The organism is Streptomyces sp. NBC_01016, from assembly GCF_026341035.1.
Taxonomy (GTDB): domain Bacteria; phylum Actinomycetota; class Actinomycetes; order Streptomycetales; family Streptomycetaceae; genus Streptomyces.
Genome location: NZ_JAPEOQ010000002.1, coordinates 1,411,022 through 1,425,309, shown reverse-complemented (window position 1 = coordinate 1,425,309; position 14,288 = coordinate 1,411,022). Strand labels below are relative to the sequence as shown.

Genomic DNA, 14,288 nt, shown 5'->3' with positions numbered 1-14,288 from the left:
ACGATCACGGTGCGCCCGCGCCGCCCCCGACCGGTGCGTCCGGCTCCCCCGGCTCCTCGCGCGGTGCCAGGGACGCGAAGTCCCCGGTGTCTCCGAGGCGTACGAGAAAGGGGCGCAGCCGTGTGTAACGGATCGCCGTGATGGAACACGGCTCTACGGAGATGCGCTGAAAGAGGTCCAGATGCAGCCCGATGGCGTCCGCGACAAGGGACTTGATGATGTCGCCGTGCGAACACATCACATAGGCGGCGTCCTCGCCGTGCTCGCGCTCCACGCGCGCGTTCCACTCACGTACCGCCTCGGCGGCCCGGTGCTGCATCTGCCGCATCGACTCCCCGCCGGGGAACGCGGCGGCCGTCGGGTGCTGCTGCACGACCTGCATCAGCGGCTCGTCGGACAGCTCGGCGAGCTTGCGGCCGGACCAGTCCCCGTAGTCGCACTCGCCGATGCGGTCCTCGGTGCGCAGGGTCAGTTCCGGCCGCGCGGCGAGCAGCGGCGCGACGGTCTCCCGGCAGCGCTGCAGCGGGCTGGCGACGATCTCGGCGAGGGGCAGGTCCGCAAGCCGCTCGGGCAGCCGCGCGGCCTGCGCGGCGCCGCGCTCGTCGAGCGCCACACCGGGCGTCCACCCGGCGAGCACTCCCGCGGTATTGGCGGTGGAACGTCCGTGCCGGACAAGGATCAGCGTGGGCATGTGCCCCACCCTAGGCATACGACGACGTGCGGCAGTGCCGGGTACTGGGAAGAATTCACTTCGTGATCGTCGACTGCGCCATCTACCGGGACGGGCGTCGCACGGAGCGGCCCGCCGACTTCTCCGACGCCCTCGACGAGGCGCGCTCGACGGGCGACGCATTCGTGTGGATCGGGCTGCACGAGGCGACCGAGGACGAGTTCGACCGGGTCAGCCAGGAGTTCGGCCTCCACCCGCTGGCCGTGGAGGACGCCCTGAAGGCGCACCAGCGGCCCAAGCTGGAGATCTACGACGACTCCCTGTTCGTGGTCCTCAAGCCGGTCGTGTACGAGCCGAAGAGCGACAAGGTGTCCTCGGGCGAGCTGATGCTGTTCCTGGGCGACTCGTTCGTGGTGACCGTGCGGCACGGCGAGGGCGCGCCCCTGAAGGCCGTACGACAGCGTCTTGAGGCCGAGCCGGAGTTCCTCAAGCAGGGGCCGACGGCGGTCCTGTACTCGGTCGCGGACGCCACGGTGGACCACTACCTGGAGGTCGCGGCCGAGCTGCAGACCGACCTGGAGGAGCTGGAGACGGAGGTCTTCTCCCCGCAGGGCGGCGGCACCCGTGACACCGCCGAGCGGATCTACACCTTCAAGCGCCAGATCCTCGAATTCCGGCGCGCGACCGGGCCGTTGACGATGCCGCTGGACCGGCTCGCCGGGGTCGGACCGTGGGGCCTCGCCGCCGTGCCGTTCGTGCACGAGGAGGCGCGGCCGTTCTTCCGCGACGTGAACGACCACCTGACGCGGGTCAACGAGTCCGTGGACGGCCTGGACCGCCTCGTGTCGGACATCCTGTCCGCGCACCTGGCGCAGATGAGCGTGCGGCAGAACGACGACATGCGGAAGATCTCCGCGTGGGCGGCGATGGCCGCGGTGCCCACGATGATCGCGGGCGTCTACGGCATGAACTTCGACCACATGCCGGAACTGCACTGGGTGTGGGCGTACCCCGCGGTGATCGCGCTGATGGCCGGCCTGGAACTCCTGCTGTTCCGCATGTTCAAGCGCCGCGGGTGGCTCTGAAGCGGCTCGGGCTCAGGCGAACTCGACCGACGTGGCCGCGGGACCGCCCAACGCATCCCGCCGCTCCGGCATCCCCAACGACACCATCCGCCGCCAGCCGCCCAGGCGCTCGTACGCGTACACGCCGTGGATCCCCGCAGCAAGCGCAGCGGCCTTCGGCTTCGACCAGCCCAGGACGCGGCCCATGTGGTCCATGACGGCGAGGCTGACGTCCCGGTAGACGGCGATCTCCGCCATGGCGCACTCGCGCAGGATGCGCTGGATGGTACGGCCGTGACCCGCGTACGCGAAACGCAGCAACTCCTCGTGGCAGTACGCGAGATGGTTGTCCTCGTCGTTGGAGATCATCTTGACGGCGCGGCCGAGGTCGGGGTCGTCGGCGAAGTGCTTGCGGAGCATCACCATCTGCTCGGAGGCCCGCTGCTCGGTGACGCGGCTGTGCGCCAGGTACGTGACGATCTCCTGCACGGAGAGCCGCTCGTCGCGCCGCAGCTGGTCGTGCGCGAGCCCGATCCCGTGCTTCTCCAGAAGCATCGTGTAGTCGGCCTCGGCGGGGACGGGCGCCGGCTCCAGACCGCGCTTCTTCATGAGGGCGTTGAAAATCCGCCCGTGCTTGTCCTCGTCCGCACCGTGCCGCGCGATCTTGGGGGCGAGGCCGCGCTCACTCTCGGGGACCAGCGCGGCGATCCGCCCGTTCTCCCAGCCGCCCTGGGACTCACCGCTCGCCGCGATGGAGCAGAACAGCCGGAACGACTCGTCGTTGTCGATGATCTCCTGGAACAGACTCTTGGCCGACAGCATCCGCAACCTCCACCTCGCCGCACCCGACTCCGCAGTACTGCAAAGTCCGAGTCAAATGCGGGACATGAGGCAGGGCAACAGATATGCGGGTCAACTCGTCCGAACGGAGGACACGGGGCGCGGGACGAGCCGTAACCAGGCCCCTCGTGGCGCGTTGTGCAAGGCGTCGGCCGTGGCGGGGAAGACCCCCCGAGCCCCCACCACGGCCGCAGAAGAACGTTCCTGGATCCTTACGCCAGCCCGGCGCGCTCCATCGCCTCGATACCCGCGCGCAACGAGGCCAGGCGGTCGTCGAGCGTGAGCCCGGCCGGGTTGATGGTCAGCGTGGTGACACCGGCCTCGGCGTAGGCCCGCATCCGGTCGGCGATCCGGTCCACGGATCCCAGCAGCGTGGTGGAGTCGATGAGCTGCTGCGGGATCGCCGCGGCCGCGCCCTCCTTGTCGCCGGCCAGGTACTTGTCCTGGATCTCGGCGGCCTCCTTCTCGTACCCCATGCGCTGCGCGAGCTGGTTGTAGAAGTTCTGCTTACGGCTTCCCATGCCGCCCACGTAGAGCGCGGTGTACGGCCGGAACATGTCGGCGAGCGTGCTCACGGAAGCCTCGTCGGACCCACCAAGCGCGAGCGGAACCGTCGGACAGACGTCGAAGCCCTCCATGGTCTTGCCGGCCTTCTCGCGGCCCGCCCGGATGTGCTGGAGCGCGGTCTCCTCCAGGTGCTCGGCAGCCGGGAAGATCAGCAGGGCGCCGTCGGCGATCTCGCCGGTCTGCTCCAGGTTCTTCGGGCCGATCGCCGCGATGTAGAGCGGAATCTGCTCGCGCTCGGGGTGCACGATCAGCTTCAGCGGCTTGCCGGGCCCGTCCGGCAGCGGGAGCGTCCAGTGCGCACCGTCGTGGGAGACCCGCTCGCGGCTCATGGCCTTGCGGATGATCTCGACGTACTCGCGGGTGCGCGCCAGTGGCTTGTCGAACTTGACCCCGTACCAGCCCTCGGAGACCTGCGGCCCGGAGACACCGAGGCCGAGCCGGAAGCGGCCCCCGGACAGCGAGTCGAGGGTCGCGGCCGTCATCGCCGTCATCGTGGGCTGGCGGGCCGGGATCTGGAAGATGGCCGAGCCGACGTCGATCCGCTCCGTCTGCGCGGCGACGTACGCGAGGACCGTGGCGGCGTCGGAACCGTAGGCCTCGGCGGCCCAGCACACCGAGTAACCGAGCTGGTCGGCCTCCTTCGCGACGGCCAGGTTGTCCGCGTCCATCCCCGCGCCCCAATAGCCGAGGTTGATGCCGAGCTTCATTGACCACATCCCCTTAACGCCTTGCCGGTTCCAGTGAATTACCCATGGGTAAGGTGCCTCGCCCGGCACCCTAACCCGGCGACCCCGGCGACAGATATCCACAGGGGCCCCGTTCCTGACCTTCGGCCAGTAACCTCAGCGCCCATGGAGCAGAGGCATCTCGGCCGCACCGGCCTGCGTGTGTCCCGGATCGGACTCGGCACCCTCCTGTGGGGCCGGGACACCGACGAGCACGACGCCGCCGACCTGATGAAGGCCTTCTGGGAAGCGGGCGGCACGCTCGTCGACACGGCCGACGTGTACGGGGACGGGGAGTCGGAGTATCTGCTCGGCCGGCTCATCGAGGGCCTGGTGCCGCGGCGCGATCTGGTCATCTCCACGAAGGCGGGCAGCGTGCCCGATCCCGACCGGCGCTTCGACGGCTCGCGCGGGCACCTGCTCTCCGCGCTCGACGCCTCGCTCGCCCGGCTCGGCACGGAGTACGTCGACCTGTGGCAGGTGCACGCGTACGACCCCGGGACCCCGCTCGACGAGACGCTCCAGGCCCTCGACATCGCGGTCAGCAGCGGGCGTGCGCGCTACGCGGGCGTCTCGAACTTCTGCGGCTGGCAGCTGGCCAAGGCCGGTACGTGGCAGCTCGCCGCGCCCGGCACGCGCACGCGTCTCGCCAGTACGCAGATGGAGTACTCGCTGCTGCAGCGGGGCGTGGAGCGCGAGGTGCTGCCGGCGGCGCTGGACCTCGGTATGGGCCTGCTGCCCTCGTCGCCGCTGGGCCGCGGGGTGCTGACCGGCAAGTACCGCTCCGGCACCCCGACCGACTCGCGGGGCGGCTCGGACCACATGGCGCCGTTCGTCGAGCCGTACCTCGACGAGGCGGCAGGACACATCGTGGCCGCGGTCGCGACGGCGGCGGACGGGCTCGCCGTGACGCCGCTGCAGGTGGCCCTCGCGTGGGTCAGGGACCGGCCGGGAGTGGCCGCGCCGATCGTCGGCGCGCGCAACGCGCAGCAGCTCACGGAGGCATTGTCAGTGGAGGCCCTTAGTCTTCCTGACGAGATCTGCCAGGCGCTCGACGATGTGTCGGCGCCCGTGCACCGCTATCCCGATCAGGACTGGAGCACGTTGTGAGTACGGAGTCCGCTGCCGCGGAGAACGAGTCAGGGGCCCGCCCCGACACGGATCCGGCTGCCGCCGCGAGCGCGGAGGCGGAGCCGGTGTCGGCGGACGGCGCCGGGGCCGGGGCTGCCGCCTCAGAGGCCGGGACCGACGACGCCGAGGCGGCGGCCGGGACGGATCGCGAACCCGAAGCCGCGGCGGCCGGGGCCGACGACGCCGAGCACTTGGCGGGCCGGGCCGACGGCGCGGAGGACAGCGCCGAAGGGGCGGAGGCCGCCGACGCGGGGGCGACGCCGGACGAGGTCGACGCGGAGGCCGAGGACGACGCGGACGACGCGGACGACGCGGAAGCCTCTTCGAAGGATGGTGCCGAGAAGGGCGCCGACGTGTCCGAGGCCGAGGCCGAGTTGGCGGCTCAGCGGGAGTTCCGGGAGCGGATCGCGGAGCGGAAGGCCGCCAAGGAAGGGCCGATCGACGCCGGGACGAAGCTGAGCGGGACCGCCGCCGACCTGCTGGCCGCCGTGCGCGCGGTGGAGAGCGGGGAGAAGCCGGCCGCCGCCCCCGTGCTCGCGCGGCCCGAGCCGCGGCAGGACGCCCCGGCCGCCGCCCCCGCCGAACCCGTGCGCAGGCCGCAGGCCACCGTTCAGGCCGGCGCCGACCCGGAATCCGTCGACTCGGTGCGGGCCGTGCTCGCCGAGGGCGGGGCTCCCGAATCGCTGGCCGGTGCGGCCGCCGCGGCCCTGGGCGAGGGCGCGGGCGACGAACTGCGCGCGGATCCTTGGCAGTTGCTGCGGGTGAGCGGGGTGCGCCCCGAGCAGGCCGACGGGTTCGCGCGGGCGCTGCTCGGCGCGGAGTGCGGGCCCGACGACGAGCGGCGGGGCCGCGCCGTCACCGTATGGCTGCTCGAGCAGGCCGCGAACGCCGGGCACACGGCCCTCGACCTGTCGGTGCTCGCCGAGGCGCTCGGCAAGCAAGGGGTGCCCGATGCGGAGGAGGCCGTGCAGAGCGCCGTCGCGGAGGGCGACGCGCTGATCTTCCACGACCCCCTGGAGGACGCGCCGATCCCCGCGCCCGCCGCCGAGGAGGACGGCGAGGAGGAAGAGGCGGAGCGGCCGGTACGCGTCCTGGTCGGTCTTGAGCGGTACGCGCTCGCCGAGGAGAGCCTCGCCGACGGGCTGGCCCGACTGCTCAACGCCGCGCCCAAGGAGGAGGGTTCGGCCACCGCAGGACTGGAGGAGGCCGCCGCGGCCGAGCGCGGCACGACGGCCGAGTTGATCCGGGCGATCGCCGCGCACCGCCTCGTCCTGCACACCGGCGGCGAGGCGGCCCGTGCCGAGCCGATCGCCGCGGCGGCCGCCGCGGGCAAGCTGGGCCTGCGGGTGTGCGTCGCCGCGCACGGTGCGGACGGCCGCCGCCGGGCCGCCGAGCTCCTCGGCCCGGACGCGCCCGAGACGGCCACCGCGACCGTCGCGGGTCTGCTCGCGCAGGCGGAGGGCCCCGGGCTCGACCGGGACGGGGCGTTCGCCCTCGACGTCCTGGTCGTCCTGGACGCGCCGCAGTTGGACGTGGGCGACGCCGCGATGCTCGTGGAACTGCTTGCCGACGGGACGTGCCTGGTGCTCAGCGGAGACCCGGGGACGCTGTGGTCGGCGGGCCCGGGCCGGGTCTTCGCGGACGTCGCCGCGGCGGAGATCTGTCCGCGCATCGCCTCCCGCACGCCGGACTTCGGACCGATCGGCGAGCTGGTCTCCGGTATCGGCATCGGTGAGCTGAACCAGGTGGAGGCGCCCGGCAAGGAGGTGGTGATCGTTCCGGTGCGGGACCCGGCCGAGGCGATCCACCGCACCGTGCAGCTCGTCGCGGACTCGGTGCCGCGGGCGATCGGGGTGCCGGCCGAGCAGACGCAGGTGATCACGCCGGGGCACGGGGGCGCCGCGGGGACGCGGGCGTTGAACGTGGCGCTGAAGGAGCGGCTCAACCCGGGGCCCGGGCGGTTCGGGGGCTTCGACCCCGGTGACCGGGCGGTGTACGTGACCGGGCGCGGGCGGATCCGGTCCGGCGTGGTCGTCGGGGCCGACGCGGAGGGCCTGCGGCTCGAGTGCGACGGCGCCCCCGTCCTCGTACCGAAGGAGCAGGTGGAGCAGGGGGCCGTGCGGCACGGGTGGGCCGTGACCGGACATCAGGCCGTCGGGGTCCGGTGGCCCGCGGCCGTGGTCGTGCTCCCCGGCGATGCCACGCAGGCGCTCAGTCGCCCCTGGGTCTATACGGCCTTCGGCCGCGGCGAGCGGCACCTCTCGGTGGTCCACGGCGCGGACACGGCCCTCCCGCGAGCCGTATCGGAGATCGCAGCCAAGCCACGCACCACACGACTGCGAGGCTTGGTCGCTGCCCAGGTACCGCAGCCGTAAATCAAGCCCCGCGAATCCAGCCCGCTCTTCGGACGAGAGCTCGCGGGGTCCGGGGCAGAGCCCCGATCCTTCCAGCCCCGCCGGCGTTTGAGGCGCGGGGTCCGGGGCGGAGCCCCGTGGCGTGGGGCACCGCTCCGGCGGATGTCAGCGGTCCGGGTCCTCCAGGGGCGCGTCCGGCCCGGAGGGCTCGTCGGGGTCGAACTCGTCGTCGTCGAAGACCGCGCTCACATCGAAGCGGCACACGACCCGCTGCGGGTCGACCTGCTCGAAGGGGGCCTCCAGCCACTCACCGGGATCCGTGGAGTCGTCCGATGCCGTGACCCAGAGCGTGGAGTCGCCCTCCTCCAGGCCGAACTCCTTGTGCCGGGAGGCGATTTCATCGGGCTCGAACTCGCCGAAGAGGACGCCGAGCGCGGCGTGCACACTGCTGCCCGCCCCGTTCGCCGTCTCCGCGTCCGGCTCCGCCTCCAGGTCGGCGACCCGCCCGGCCTGGGCGAGGAGACGCTGCGGCTCGACCACGGCGTAGTCGCGTCGGATCAGCACGCTCAGCGCGTTCGGCTCCTCCGGTCCCGCGTACGGCGGCAGCGAGTCCTCGCTGCCGGGGATCTCGAAGGGGGTGACCTCGTCGTAGCGGTCGTAGAGGAGCTCGTCGTACTCCTCGGCCGCGGCGGCGAGTTCGTTGAACGCTTCGTAGACGGCCGGATCGTCTTCTCCCGACCGGCGCTCGACCGCCGCCAAGTGGACGTCGAGCGCAGCCTTGACCGCCTCGGCGGCGGCGCGTACCTCGGCAGCGGTGGGCTGCGCAGCATCAGACATAGTGCAGACGCTATCCGTACCGGGCCGCTGCCCGCACAATAGATGCGATGCCGGAATACGAATTCGTCGACGTGTACGTACCGCGCGGGGTCTCCCGCAAGGACGCGACACGTCTGCTGACGGACCATGCAGAGTACGGACACTGGGAGTTGGACCGATTGAGCCTGCGCCGCGACGGCAGTCGCCGCGTGCGCCTGCGCCGACGGATCATCCGCCAGGTGCGGGCCACATGGTGACCTGAGGGCAGGCCGAGCCCCTCGGGCAGGAATCGAAAACGGAGCGGGCCCCGTCCGTGCGGGGCCCGCTCCGTTTTCGTAGTGCCTGATGTCACGCCGCAGCGTTCGCCCGCCGGTAGAGCAGCGCGCCCGCGAGCAGCGCGCCGCCGGCGAGCGGAATGACCGCGCCGATCGGCACGGAGCTGCCGGTCTCCGCGAGCTCGCCGGCCGCCGCCCTCGGGCTGCCCGTCTGCCCGAGCTGGGACTCGCCCTTGGGCATGTCGACGGTCTGCGTGCCCGGAACGTTGGCCCCGCCCGAGTGCTCCGAGGAGCCTTGCGGGTCCCCGGCGCGCGAGGGCGGGGTGTTCGAGTCCACCGGGGGCGTGGTGGTGCCGCCGCCCCCGCCGTCGTCGGAGCAGCCGTTGCCGGTCGTCCCGTTGCCGACCGAGCCGGCGCCGATGGAGTTCCCGCACCCGTTCACCGGCACGTGAATCGGGACCGACACGTGGTTGCCGGAGCCGACACCGGGCGAGTCGCTGGTGTTCCCTCCGGTCTGCGCGCCGCCGTCCGAGGACTGGTCGCCGGCCTTGTCGCCGCCGCCCGAGCCGCCGCAGTCGTTGCCCGACGCCGGGTTGAGCAGTCCGACGACGTTGATCGTGTTGCCGCAGACGTTCACCGGGACGTCCACGGGCGCCTCGACGGAGTTGCCGGACAGGACGCCCGGCGAGTCCGACGAGCTCCCGTTCGCACTCGAGTCCGCGTGCGCGTAGCCACCGGTGACGGCGAGTACGCCGGACGCGGCCGCCACGGTGATCAGGCCCTTCCGCATGACCTGTCGCATAGGTTTCCCTGCCTTGCCTTATTAAGTCTTGCCCTGGAACCGTGTCCAACCCGTCGGCCCCGGAGTGCATGGCTCGCACTCCGGGGCCGTGGGCTCAAACCCTCAAGGGGTGAGGCACAACAACGTGTCAGTCGTTGGCGCAGGTGTTACCGAAGGCAGGGTTCAGCAGCCCGATCACAGAGACCGTGTTGCCGCACACGTTCACCGGCACGTGGACCGGGACCTGGATGACGTTGCCCGAAACGACGCCGGGGGACTGCGTGGCAGCACCCTGCGCGCCGGAGTCGGCGACGGCCATGCCCGCACCCGCGAGAACCAGACCACCAGTGGCAGCCGCAGCGGCGATGACCTTCTTGAGCATTATTCCTCCTAGTTGGCAATGCAGTCCCAGCCGCGGACTGCACTCCCTGTAACGAGGAAGAACTGATGGGGCTACGAGCGTACGGCGCCTTTCACTCTTTCCGGTCCATTGCGCACGTGCGAACGATTTCCGACCTTGTGCCGGGTTGACGTCAGGACGCGTCGATGAAGCGGTCCAGGACCCGCACACCGAACTTGAGGCCGTCCACCGGCACCCGCTCGTCGACGCCGTGGAACATGCCGGCGAAGTCCAGCTCGGGCGGCAGCTGCAGCGGCGCGAAGCCGAAGTTGCGGATGCCGAGCTCCACGAAGGACTTGGCATCGGTGCCGCCGGAGAGCATGTACGGGATGGCCTTGCCGATCGGGTCCTCGGCCTCGATCGAGGTCTTCATGGCCTCGACGAGCGCCCCGTCGAAGGTGGTCTCGACGGCCTTGTCCGCGTGCACGTCCGAACGCTTGACCTTCGGGCCGAGGATCCGGTCGAGGTCGGCGAGGAACTCGTCCTCGTGGCCGGGCAGGAAGCGGCCGTCGACGTTGGCCGTGGCCTCGCCGGGGATCACGTTGACCTTGTAACCGGCGTTCAGCTGCGTGGGGTTCGCGGTGTTGGAGAGCGTGGCGCCGATCAGCTTGGCGATGCCGCCGAGCTTGGCGATGGTCTCCTCCATGTCCTCCGGGTCGAGCTCGGTGCCGAGGGCGTCGCCGAGTTCGTCGAGGAAGTGCCGGAGCGTCTTGGTGACGCGGACCGGGAACTTGTGGCGGCCGAGGCGCGCGACGGCCTCGGACAGCTCGGTGATCGCGTTGTCCCGGTGGATCATGGAGCCGTGCCCGGCGGTGCCGGCCACGGACAGCTTCATCCAGTGCATGCCCTTCTCTGCGGTCTGGACGAGGTAGAGCCTGCGCTGCTCGTTCACCGTGAAGGAGAAGCCGCCGACCTCGCTGATCGCCTCGGTGACGCCCTCGAAGAGGTCCGGGTGGTTGCGCACCAGGTGGCGGGCGCCGAAGACGCCGCCGGCCTCCTCGTCGGCGAGGAAGGCGAGGACGATGTCGCGCGGGGGCTTGCGGCCGGTGCGCAGCCGGTCGCGGACGACCGCGAGGGTCATCGCGTCCATGTCCTTCATGTCGACGGCGCCGCGGCCCCAGACACAGCCGTCGGCGATCTCGCCGGAGAACGGGTGGTGGGTCCAGTCCGCCGCGTTCGCCGGGACGACGTCGGTGTGGCCGTGGATGAGGAGGGCGGGCCGCGACGGGTCCTCGCCCTCGATCCGGGCGACCGTGGAGGCGCGGCCCGGGTGGGACTCGAAGATCTTCGGCTCGAGGCCGACCTCGGCGAGCTTCTCCGCCGTCCACTCGGCGGCCTTGCGCTCGCCCGGGCCCGAGTGGTCGCCGTAGTTACTGGTGTCGATCTGGATCAGTTCGCGGCAGAGGTCGACGACCTCGTCCTGTCCGGAGACCGCCCTGCCCGTGCTCGGCTCGCTCACGCTGGTTCCTCTCTTGCCGTGGATACCTCTCATCCTCTCTCCCCCGGCCCCCGGACCCAAGGCCGGGCGCCTCTCGTCACGTGCCGTTCACAGGCGGGGGCACCGGGCCGGGGGGCTGATCGAGGCACTCCGAATCCCTGGTAATGTTCTCTGTGTCGCCGCGGGAAACGCCCCGCACACAGGCGGCAGACACCTTGTCCGGGTGGCGGAATGGCAGACGCGCTAGCTTGAGGTGCTAGTGCCCTTTATCGGGCGTGGGGGTTCAAGTCCCCCCTCGGACACAGAGAAAGACCCCAGATGATTCTGGGGTCTTTTGCGTTGCCCGGCACCGACGGAGGGGTGCGTTGCGTCACGTGATGCAATGGACCTTCGACGCAACCTGGGGGTGCAGCGGGACGTGTGGGCGAACAGGGAGCCCGGCAACGGCGGTTTCCGTCCGCTGGACGACAAGGATCCGCGGACGGCCGGCGGATACCGCCTGGTCGCGGGGCTCGGCTCCGGTGGCATGGGGCGCGTCTATCTGTCGCACACGCCGGGCGGCCGGGCCGTCGCGGTCAAGGTGATCAGACCCGAGCTGGCCGAGGACCCCGAGTTCCGCCGCAGATTCCGTACCGAGGTCGCCGCGGCGAGCAAGGTGCACGGGCTCTACACGGCGCCGGTCGTCGACAGTGACACTGAGAGCCCGGTGCCGTGGTGCGCGACCGCGTACGTGCCCGGGCCCTCGCTCGCGGAGGCGGTGCGCGAGCACGGGCCGCTGCCGGTGGACACGGTGCTGCGGATGACGGCCGGGATCGCGGAGGCGCTCCAGGCGGTGCACGACGCGGGGATCGTGCACCGCGACCTGAAGCCGTCGAACGTGCTGCTGGCCTCCGACGGGCCCCGCGTCATCGACTTCGGTGTGGCGCGGGCGGCGGACGCGACGTCCGTGACGCGCAGCGGGTCGGCCGTGGGCACGGTCGCGTACATGGCTCCGGAGCAGGTGCTCGGCGGCTCCGCGAGCGGCTCGGCCGATGTGTTCGCGCTCGGCCAGACCGCGGTGTTCGCCGCCACCGGGAGCACCGCGTACGGGGAGGGCGATCCGCACGCGGTGCTGTACCGGGTCGTGCACGAGGAGCCGGATCTGTCCAAGGTCCCGGACGCCCTGCGGGAGTTGATAGCCCGCTGCCTCAGCAAGCCGGCCGATGACCGGCCGACGGTGCGGGAGGTCATCGAGACGGTCCAGGTGATCCGTGAGTCGTTGCCCGGTGGTCCCGGGCCCGCGACGGACGCCTGGCTTCCGGGTGAGCTCGCCGAGGGGATCGCGGCGCGTGCCGAGGGGGCCCGGGTGACCGGGGCGGAGCCGACGGGTCACGCGACGCCGCCGCGCGGTGCCACGGGTCCCGACGAGACGCCCGGGAGCGCCGCCCCCGCCGGTGTGTTCGGACCGCCCGTCGCGTTTTCCCAGGAACCGACCGCCGGGCAGGGGCAGCAGGGCCATCCGGCGACGGCCCCCGACAGCCCCTCTCCCGTCGCACCTCTGGGCGCCGAGACCGCCGCTGTGAGCACCGAGCCCCGACGCAGGCGCTCCCGTGCCTGGCTGATGGCGGCCGCCGGGGTCGTGCTGGTCGCGTGCGGCGCGGCCGCCACGCTGTATTTCGTGCCCGGCGGCCGGCAGGCCGACGGAGCGGCAGGTCCTGCGGCCTCCGGCCACCCCGAGGCGACGCGCTCCGCGTCGAAGTCGGCGTCCGCGTCGAAGTCCGCCTCCCCGAGCGCCTCGAAGTCGCCGAAAGCGTCCAAGTCGGGCGCGGCGCCCGCCCCTTCGGGCTCGGCCGCGGACCCCACCTCCGCTCCCCCGACGGACCCCACGAGCGGGCCCCCGACCTCGGCGCCCCCGCTCCCGTCGACGTACAACGGCATCGTGATGACGGACAGCCAGGACCTGTATCTCGCGGACGATCCGGTGCGGGCCAAGCCGGACGACGGGCAGTCGACCGAGGATCTGACCTACGCCGTCTACAGCAACGGCGCGGTGCTGGCGCCCGGCACCACCTCGGGGAGTTCGCTCGCGCTGCTCCCCGCCGGGCAGCCGGCCACCCGCGAAGCGTGCCGCAACGCGCATGCGGCCAAGGACTCCTACTGGGTCTACGACCTGCCGGTGGGGCAGCGCCTGTGCCTGGACGCCGGCTCGGGGGACGTCGGGCTGCTGACGCTCCGGGGCAAGACGGAGGGCAAGAACGTCACCCTGGACGCGAAGGTCTGGCGCAACGCCGACCGGTAGACGCACCAAAAAGCCCGCCGGACCGCGAGGTCCGGCGGGCTTCGTGTGTGGCGCCTACTTGGACTCGACGGCGTGGCCGCCGAACTGGTTGCGCAGCGCCGCGATCATCTTCATCTGCGGCGAGTCCTCCTGGCGGGAGGTGAAGCGCGCGAAGAGCGACGCGGTGATCGCCGGCAGCGGCACGGAGTTGTCGATGGCCGCCTCGACGGTCCAGCGGCCCTCGCCGGAGTCGGCGGCGAAGCCGCGCAGCTTGTCGAGGTGCGTGTCCTCGTCCAGCGCGTTGACCGCGAGGTCGAGCAGCCAGGAACGGATGACCGTGCCCTCCTGCCAGGAGCGGAAGACCTCGCGGACGTTGTCCACGGAGTCGACCTTCTCCAGGAGCTCCCAGCCCTCGGCGTAGGCCTGCATCATCGCGTACTCGATGCCGTTGTGGACCATCTTGGAGAAGTGGCCCGCGCCGACCTTGCCCGCGTGGACGTAGCCGAAGTCACCCTCGGGCTTGAGGGCGTCGAAGACCGGCTTGACCTTGGCGACGTTCTCCTCGGAGCCGCCGACCATGAGCGCGTAGCCGTTCTCCAGGCCCCACACACCACCGGAGACACCGGCGTCGACGAAGCCGATGCCCTTGGCGGCGAGCTCCTCGGCGTGCTTCTCGTCGTCGGTCCAGCGGGAGTTGCCGCCGTCGACGACGATGTCGCCCTCGGAGAGCAGGTCGCCGAGCTCGTCGACGGTCGACTGGGTGGCGGCGCCGGCCGGAACCATCACCCAGACCACGCGCGGGCCCTCGAGCTTCTCGACGAGCTCCTGGAGGGAGGCGACGTCGGAGACCTCGGGGTTGCGGTCGTAGCCGATGACGGTGTGGCCGGCGCGGCGGATGCGCTCGCGCATGTTGCCGCCCATCTTGCCGAGACCGATGAGACCGAGCTGCATGTCAGTTCACTTACCTTCA

General features: G+C 71.7%; 13 protein-coding genes and 1 tRNA gene. 6 read left to right on the top strand and 8 right to left on the bottom strand.

Annotated features, from left to right (window positions below):
- Positions 1–4: 4 nt before the first annotated feature.
- A complete protein-coding gene (locus tag OG746_RS33215; RefSeq protein WP_266721424.1) occupies positions 5–691 on the bottom strand; it encodes a histidine phosphatase family protein in 687 nt (228 codons plus the stop codon).
- 62 nt (positions 692–753) lie between these two features.
- On the opposite strand from OG746_RS33215, the gene corA reads away from it, so the two are divergent.
- Positions 754–1,755 carry a magnesium/cobalt transporter CorA gene (corA, locus tag OG746_RS33210; protein WP_266721422.1) on the top strand — a complete coding sequence of 334 codons (1,002 nt, stop codon included), beginning with the start codon at positions 754–756 and terminating at the stop codon, positions 1,753–1,755.
- A 12-nt stretch (positions 1,756–1,767) separates the two neighbouring features.
- On the opposite strand, the gene OG746_RS33205 is transcribed toward corA, so the two are convergent.
- The gene (locus tag OG746_RS33205) at positions 1,768–2,556 is read right to left on the bottom strand and encodes a ferritin-like domain-containing protein (protein WP_266721421.1); all 789 of its coding nucleotides are present in this window, start codon (positions 2,554–2,556) and stop codon (positions 1,768–1,770) included.
- 230 nt (positions 2,557–2,786) lie between these two features.
- The gene (locus OG746_RS33200) at positions 2,787–3,848 is read right to left on the bottom strand and encodes an LLM class F420-dependent oxidoreductase (RefSeq protein WP_266721420.1); all 1,062 of its coding nucleotides are present in this window, start codon (positions 3,846–3,848) and stop codon (positions 2,787–2,789) included.
- Positions 3,849–3,992: 144 nt separating this feature from the next.
- Here OG746_RS33200 and OG746_RS33195 point away from each other — a divergent pair, with 144 nt between their 5' ends.
- Both OG746_RS33195 and OG746_RS33190 read left to right on the top strand, forming a co-directional pair.
- On the top strand, positions 3,993–4,976 hold the full coding sequence (locus OG746_RS33195) for an aldo/keto reductase (RefSeq protein WP_266721418.1): 984 nt from the start codon (positions 3,993–3,995) through the stop codon (positions 4,974–4,976).
- Entirely contained in the window at positions 4,973–7,372 is a 2,400-nt protein-coding gene (locus tag OG746_RS33190; protein ID WP_266721417.1) for a helix-hairpin-helix domain-containing protein, read from the top strand. The genes OG746_RS33195 and OG746_RS33190 overlap by 4 nt, the downstream gene beginning before the upstream one ends.
- Positions 7,373–7,516: 144 nt before the next feature.
- On the opposite strand, the gene OG746_RS33185 is transcribed toward OG746_RS33190, so the two are convergent.
- Positions 7,517–8,188: a hypothetical protein gene (locus tag OG746_RS33185; protein WP_266721416.1), complete on the bottom strand. Its 672-nt coding sequence runs from the start codon at positions 8,186–8,188 to the stop codon at positions 7,517–7,519.
- A 47-nt stretch (positions 8,189–8,235) separates the two neighbouring features.
- Between OG746_RS33185 and OG746_RS33180 the strand changes: the two genes are divergently transcribed.
- A complete protein-coding gene (locus OG746_RS33180; RefSeq protein ID WP_111666225.1) occupies positions 8,236–8,424 on the top strand; it encodes a DUF5703 family protein in 189 nt (62 codons plus the stop codon).
- A 91-nt stretch (positions 8,425–8,515) separates the two neighbouring features.
- On the opposite strand, the gene OG746_RS45470 is transcribed toward OG746_RS33180, so the two are convergent.
- From OG746_RS45470 to OG746_RS33160, 3 genes are all read right to left on the bottom strand, one after another.
- Positions 8,516–9,244, bottom strand: a complete 729-nt coding sequence (locus OG746_RS45470) for a chaplin (protein WP_323179713.1) — start codon at positions 9,242–9,244, stop codon at positions 8,516–8,518.
- Between the two features lie 127 nt (positions 9,245–9,371).
- Positions 9,372–9,605, bottom strand: coding sequence for a chaplin ChpH (gene chpH / locus OG746_RS33165; RefSeq protein WP_266721413.1), 234 nt, complete (start codon positions 9,603–9,605; stop codon positions 9,372–9,374).
- A 151-nt stretch (positions 9,606–9,756) separates the two neighbouring features.
- Positions 9,757–11,082 carry a M20/M25/M40 family metallo-hydrolase gene (locus OG746_RS33160; protein ID WP_266721412.1) on the bottom strand — a complete coding sequence of 442 codons (1,326 nt, stop codon included), beginning with the start codon at positions 11,080–11,082 and terminating at the stop codon, positions 9,757–9,759.
- Between the two features lie 196 nt (positions 11,083–11,278).
- Between OG746_RS33160 and OG746_RS33155 the strand changes: the two genes are divergently transcribed.
- Positions 11,279–11,363: transfer RNA gene (locus OG746_RS33155), tRNA-Leu, on the top strand.
- An 80-nt stretch (positions 11,364–11,443) separates the two neighbouring features.
- Positions 11,444–13,339, top strand: a complete 1,896-nt coding sequence (locus tag OG746_RS33150) for a serine/threonine protein kinase (protein WP_266721411.1) — start codon at positions 11,444–11,446, stop codon at positions 13,337–13,339.
- Positions 13,340–13,393: 54 nt separating this feature from the next.
- Here OG746_RS33150 and gnd read toward each other — a convergent pair whose 3' ends face one another.
- On the bottom strand, positions 13,394–14,269 hold the full coding sequence (gene gnd, locus OG746_RS33145) for a phosphogluconate dehydrogenase (NAD(+)-dependent, decarboxylating) (RefSeq protein WP_266721409.1): 876 nt from the start codon (positions 14,267–14,269) through the stop codon (positions 13,394–13,396).
- Between the last annotated feature and the right edge of the window lie 19 nt (positions 14,270–14,288).

What these genes read in the sequence shown, in the direction of transcription:
- OG746_RS33180 (WP_111666225.1), top strand. Translation starts at nt 8,236, where the DNA reads ATGCCGGAATACGAATTCGTCGACGTGTACGTACCGCGCGGGGTCTCC.
- OG746_RS33215 (WP_266721424.1), bottom strand. Translation starts at nt 691, where the DNA reads ATGCCCACGCTGATCCTTGTCCGGCACGGACGTTCCACCGCCAATACC.
- OG746_RS33200 (WP_266721420.1), bottom strand. Translation starts at nt 3,848, where the DNA reads ATGAAGCTCGGCATCAACCTCGGCTATTGGGGCGCGGGGATGGACGCG.
- OG746_RS33150 (WP_266721411.1), top strand. Translation starts at nt 11,444, where the DNA reads ATGGACCTTCGACGCAACCTGGGGGTGCAGCGGGACGTGTGGGCGAAC.
- OG746_RS33185 (WP_266721416.1), bottom strand. Translation starts at nt 8,188, where the DNA reads ATGTCTGATGCTGCGCAGCCCACCGCTGCCGAGGTACGCGCCGCCGCC.
- OG746_RS45470 (WP_323179713.1), bottom strand. Translation starts at nt 9,244, where the DNA reads ATGCGACAGGTCATGCGGAAGGGCCTGATCACCGTGGCGGCCGCGTCC.
- OG746_RS33195 (WP_266721418.1), top strand. Translation starts at nt 3,993, where the DNA reads ATGGAGCAGAGGCATCTCGGCCGCACCGGCCTGCGTGTGTCCCGGATC.
- gnd (WP_266721409.1), bottom strand. Translation starts at nt 14,269, where the DNA reads ATGCAGCTCGGTCTCATCGGTCTCGGCAAGATGGGCGGCAACATGCGC.
- OG746_RS33205 (WP_266721421.1), bottom strand. Translation starts at nt 2,556, where the DNA reads ATGCTGTCGGCCAAGAGTCTGTTCCAGGAGATCATCGACAACGACGAG.
- chpH (WP_266721413.1), bottom strand. Translation starts at nt 9,605, where the DNA reads ATGCTCAAGAAGGTCATCGCCGCTGCGGCTGCCACTGGTGGTCTGGTT.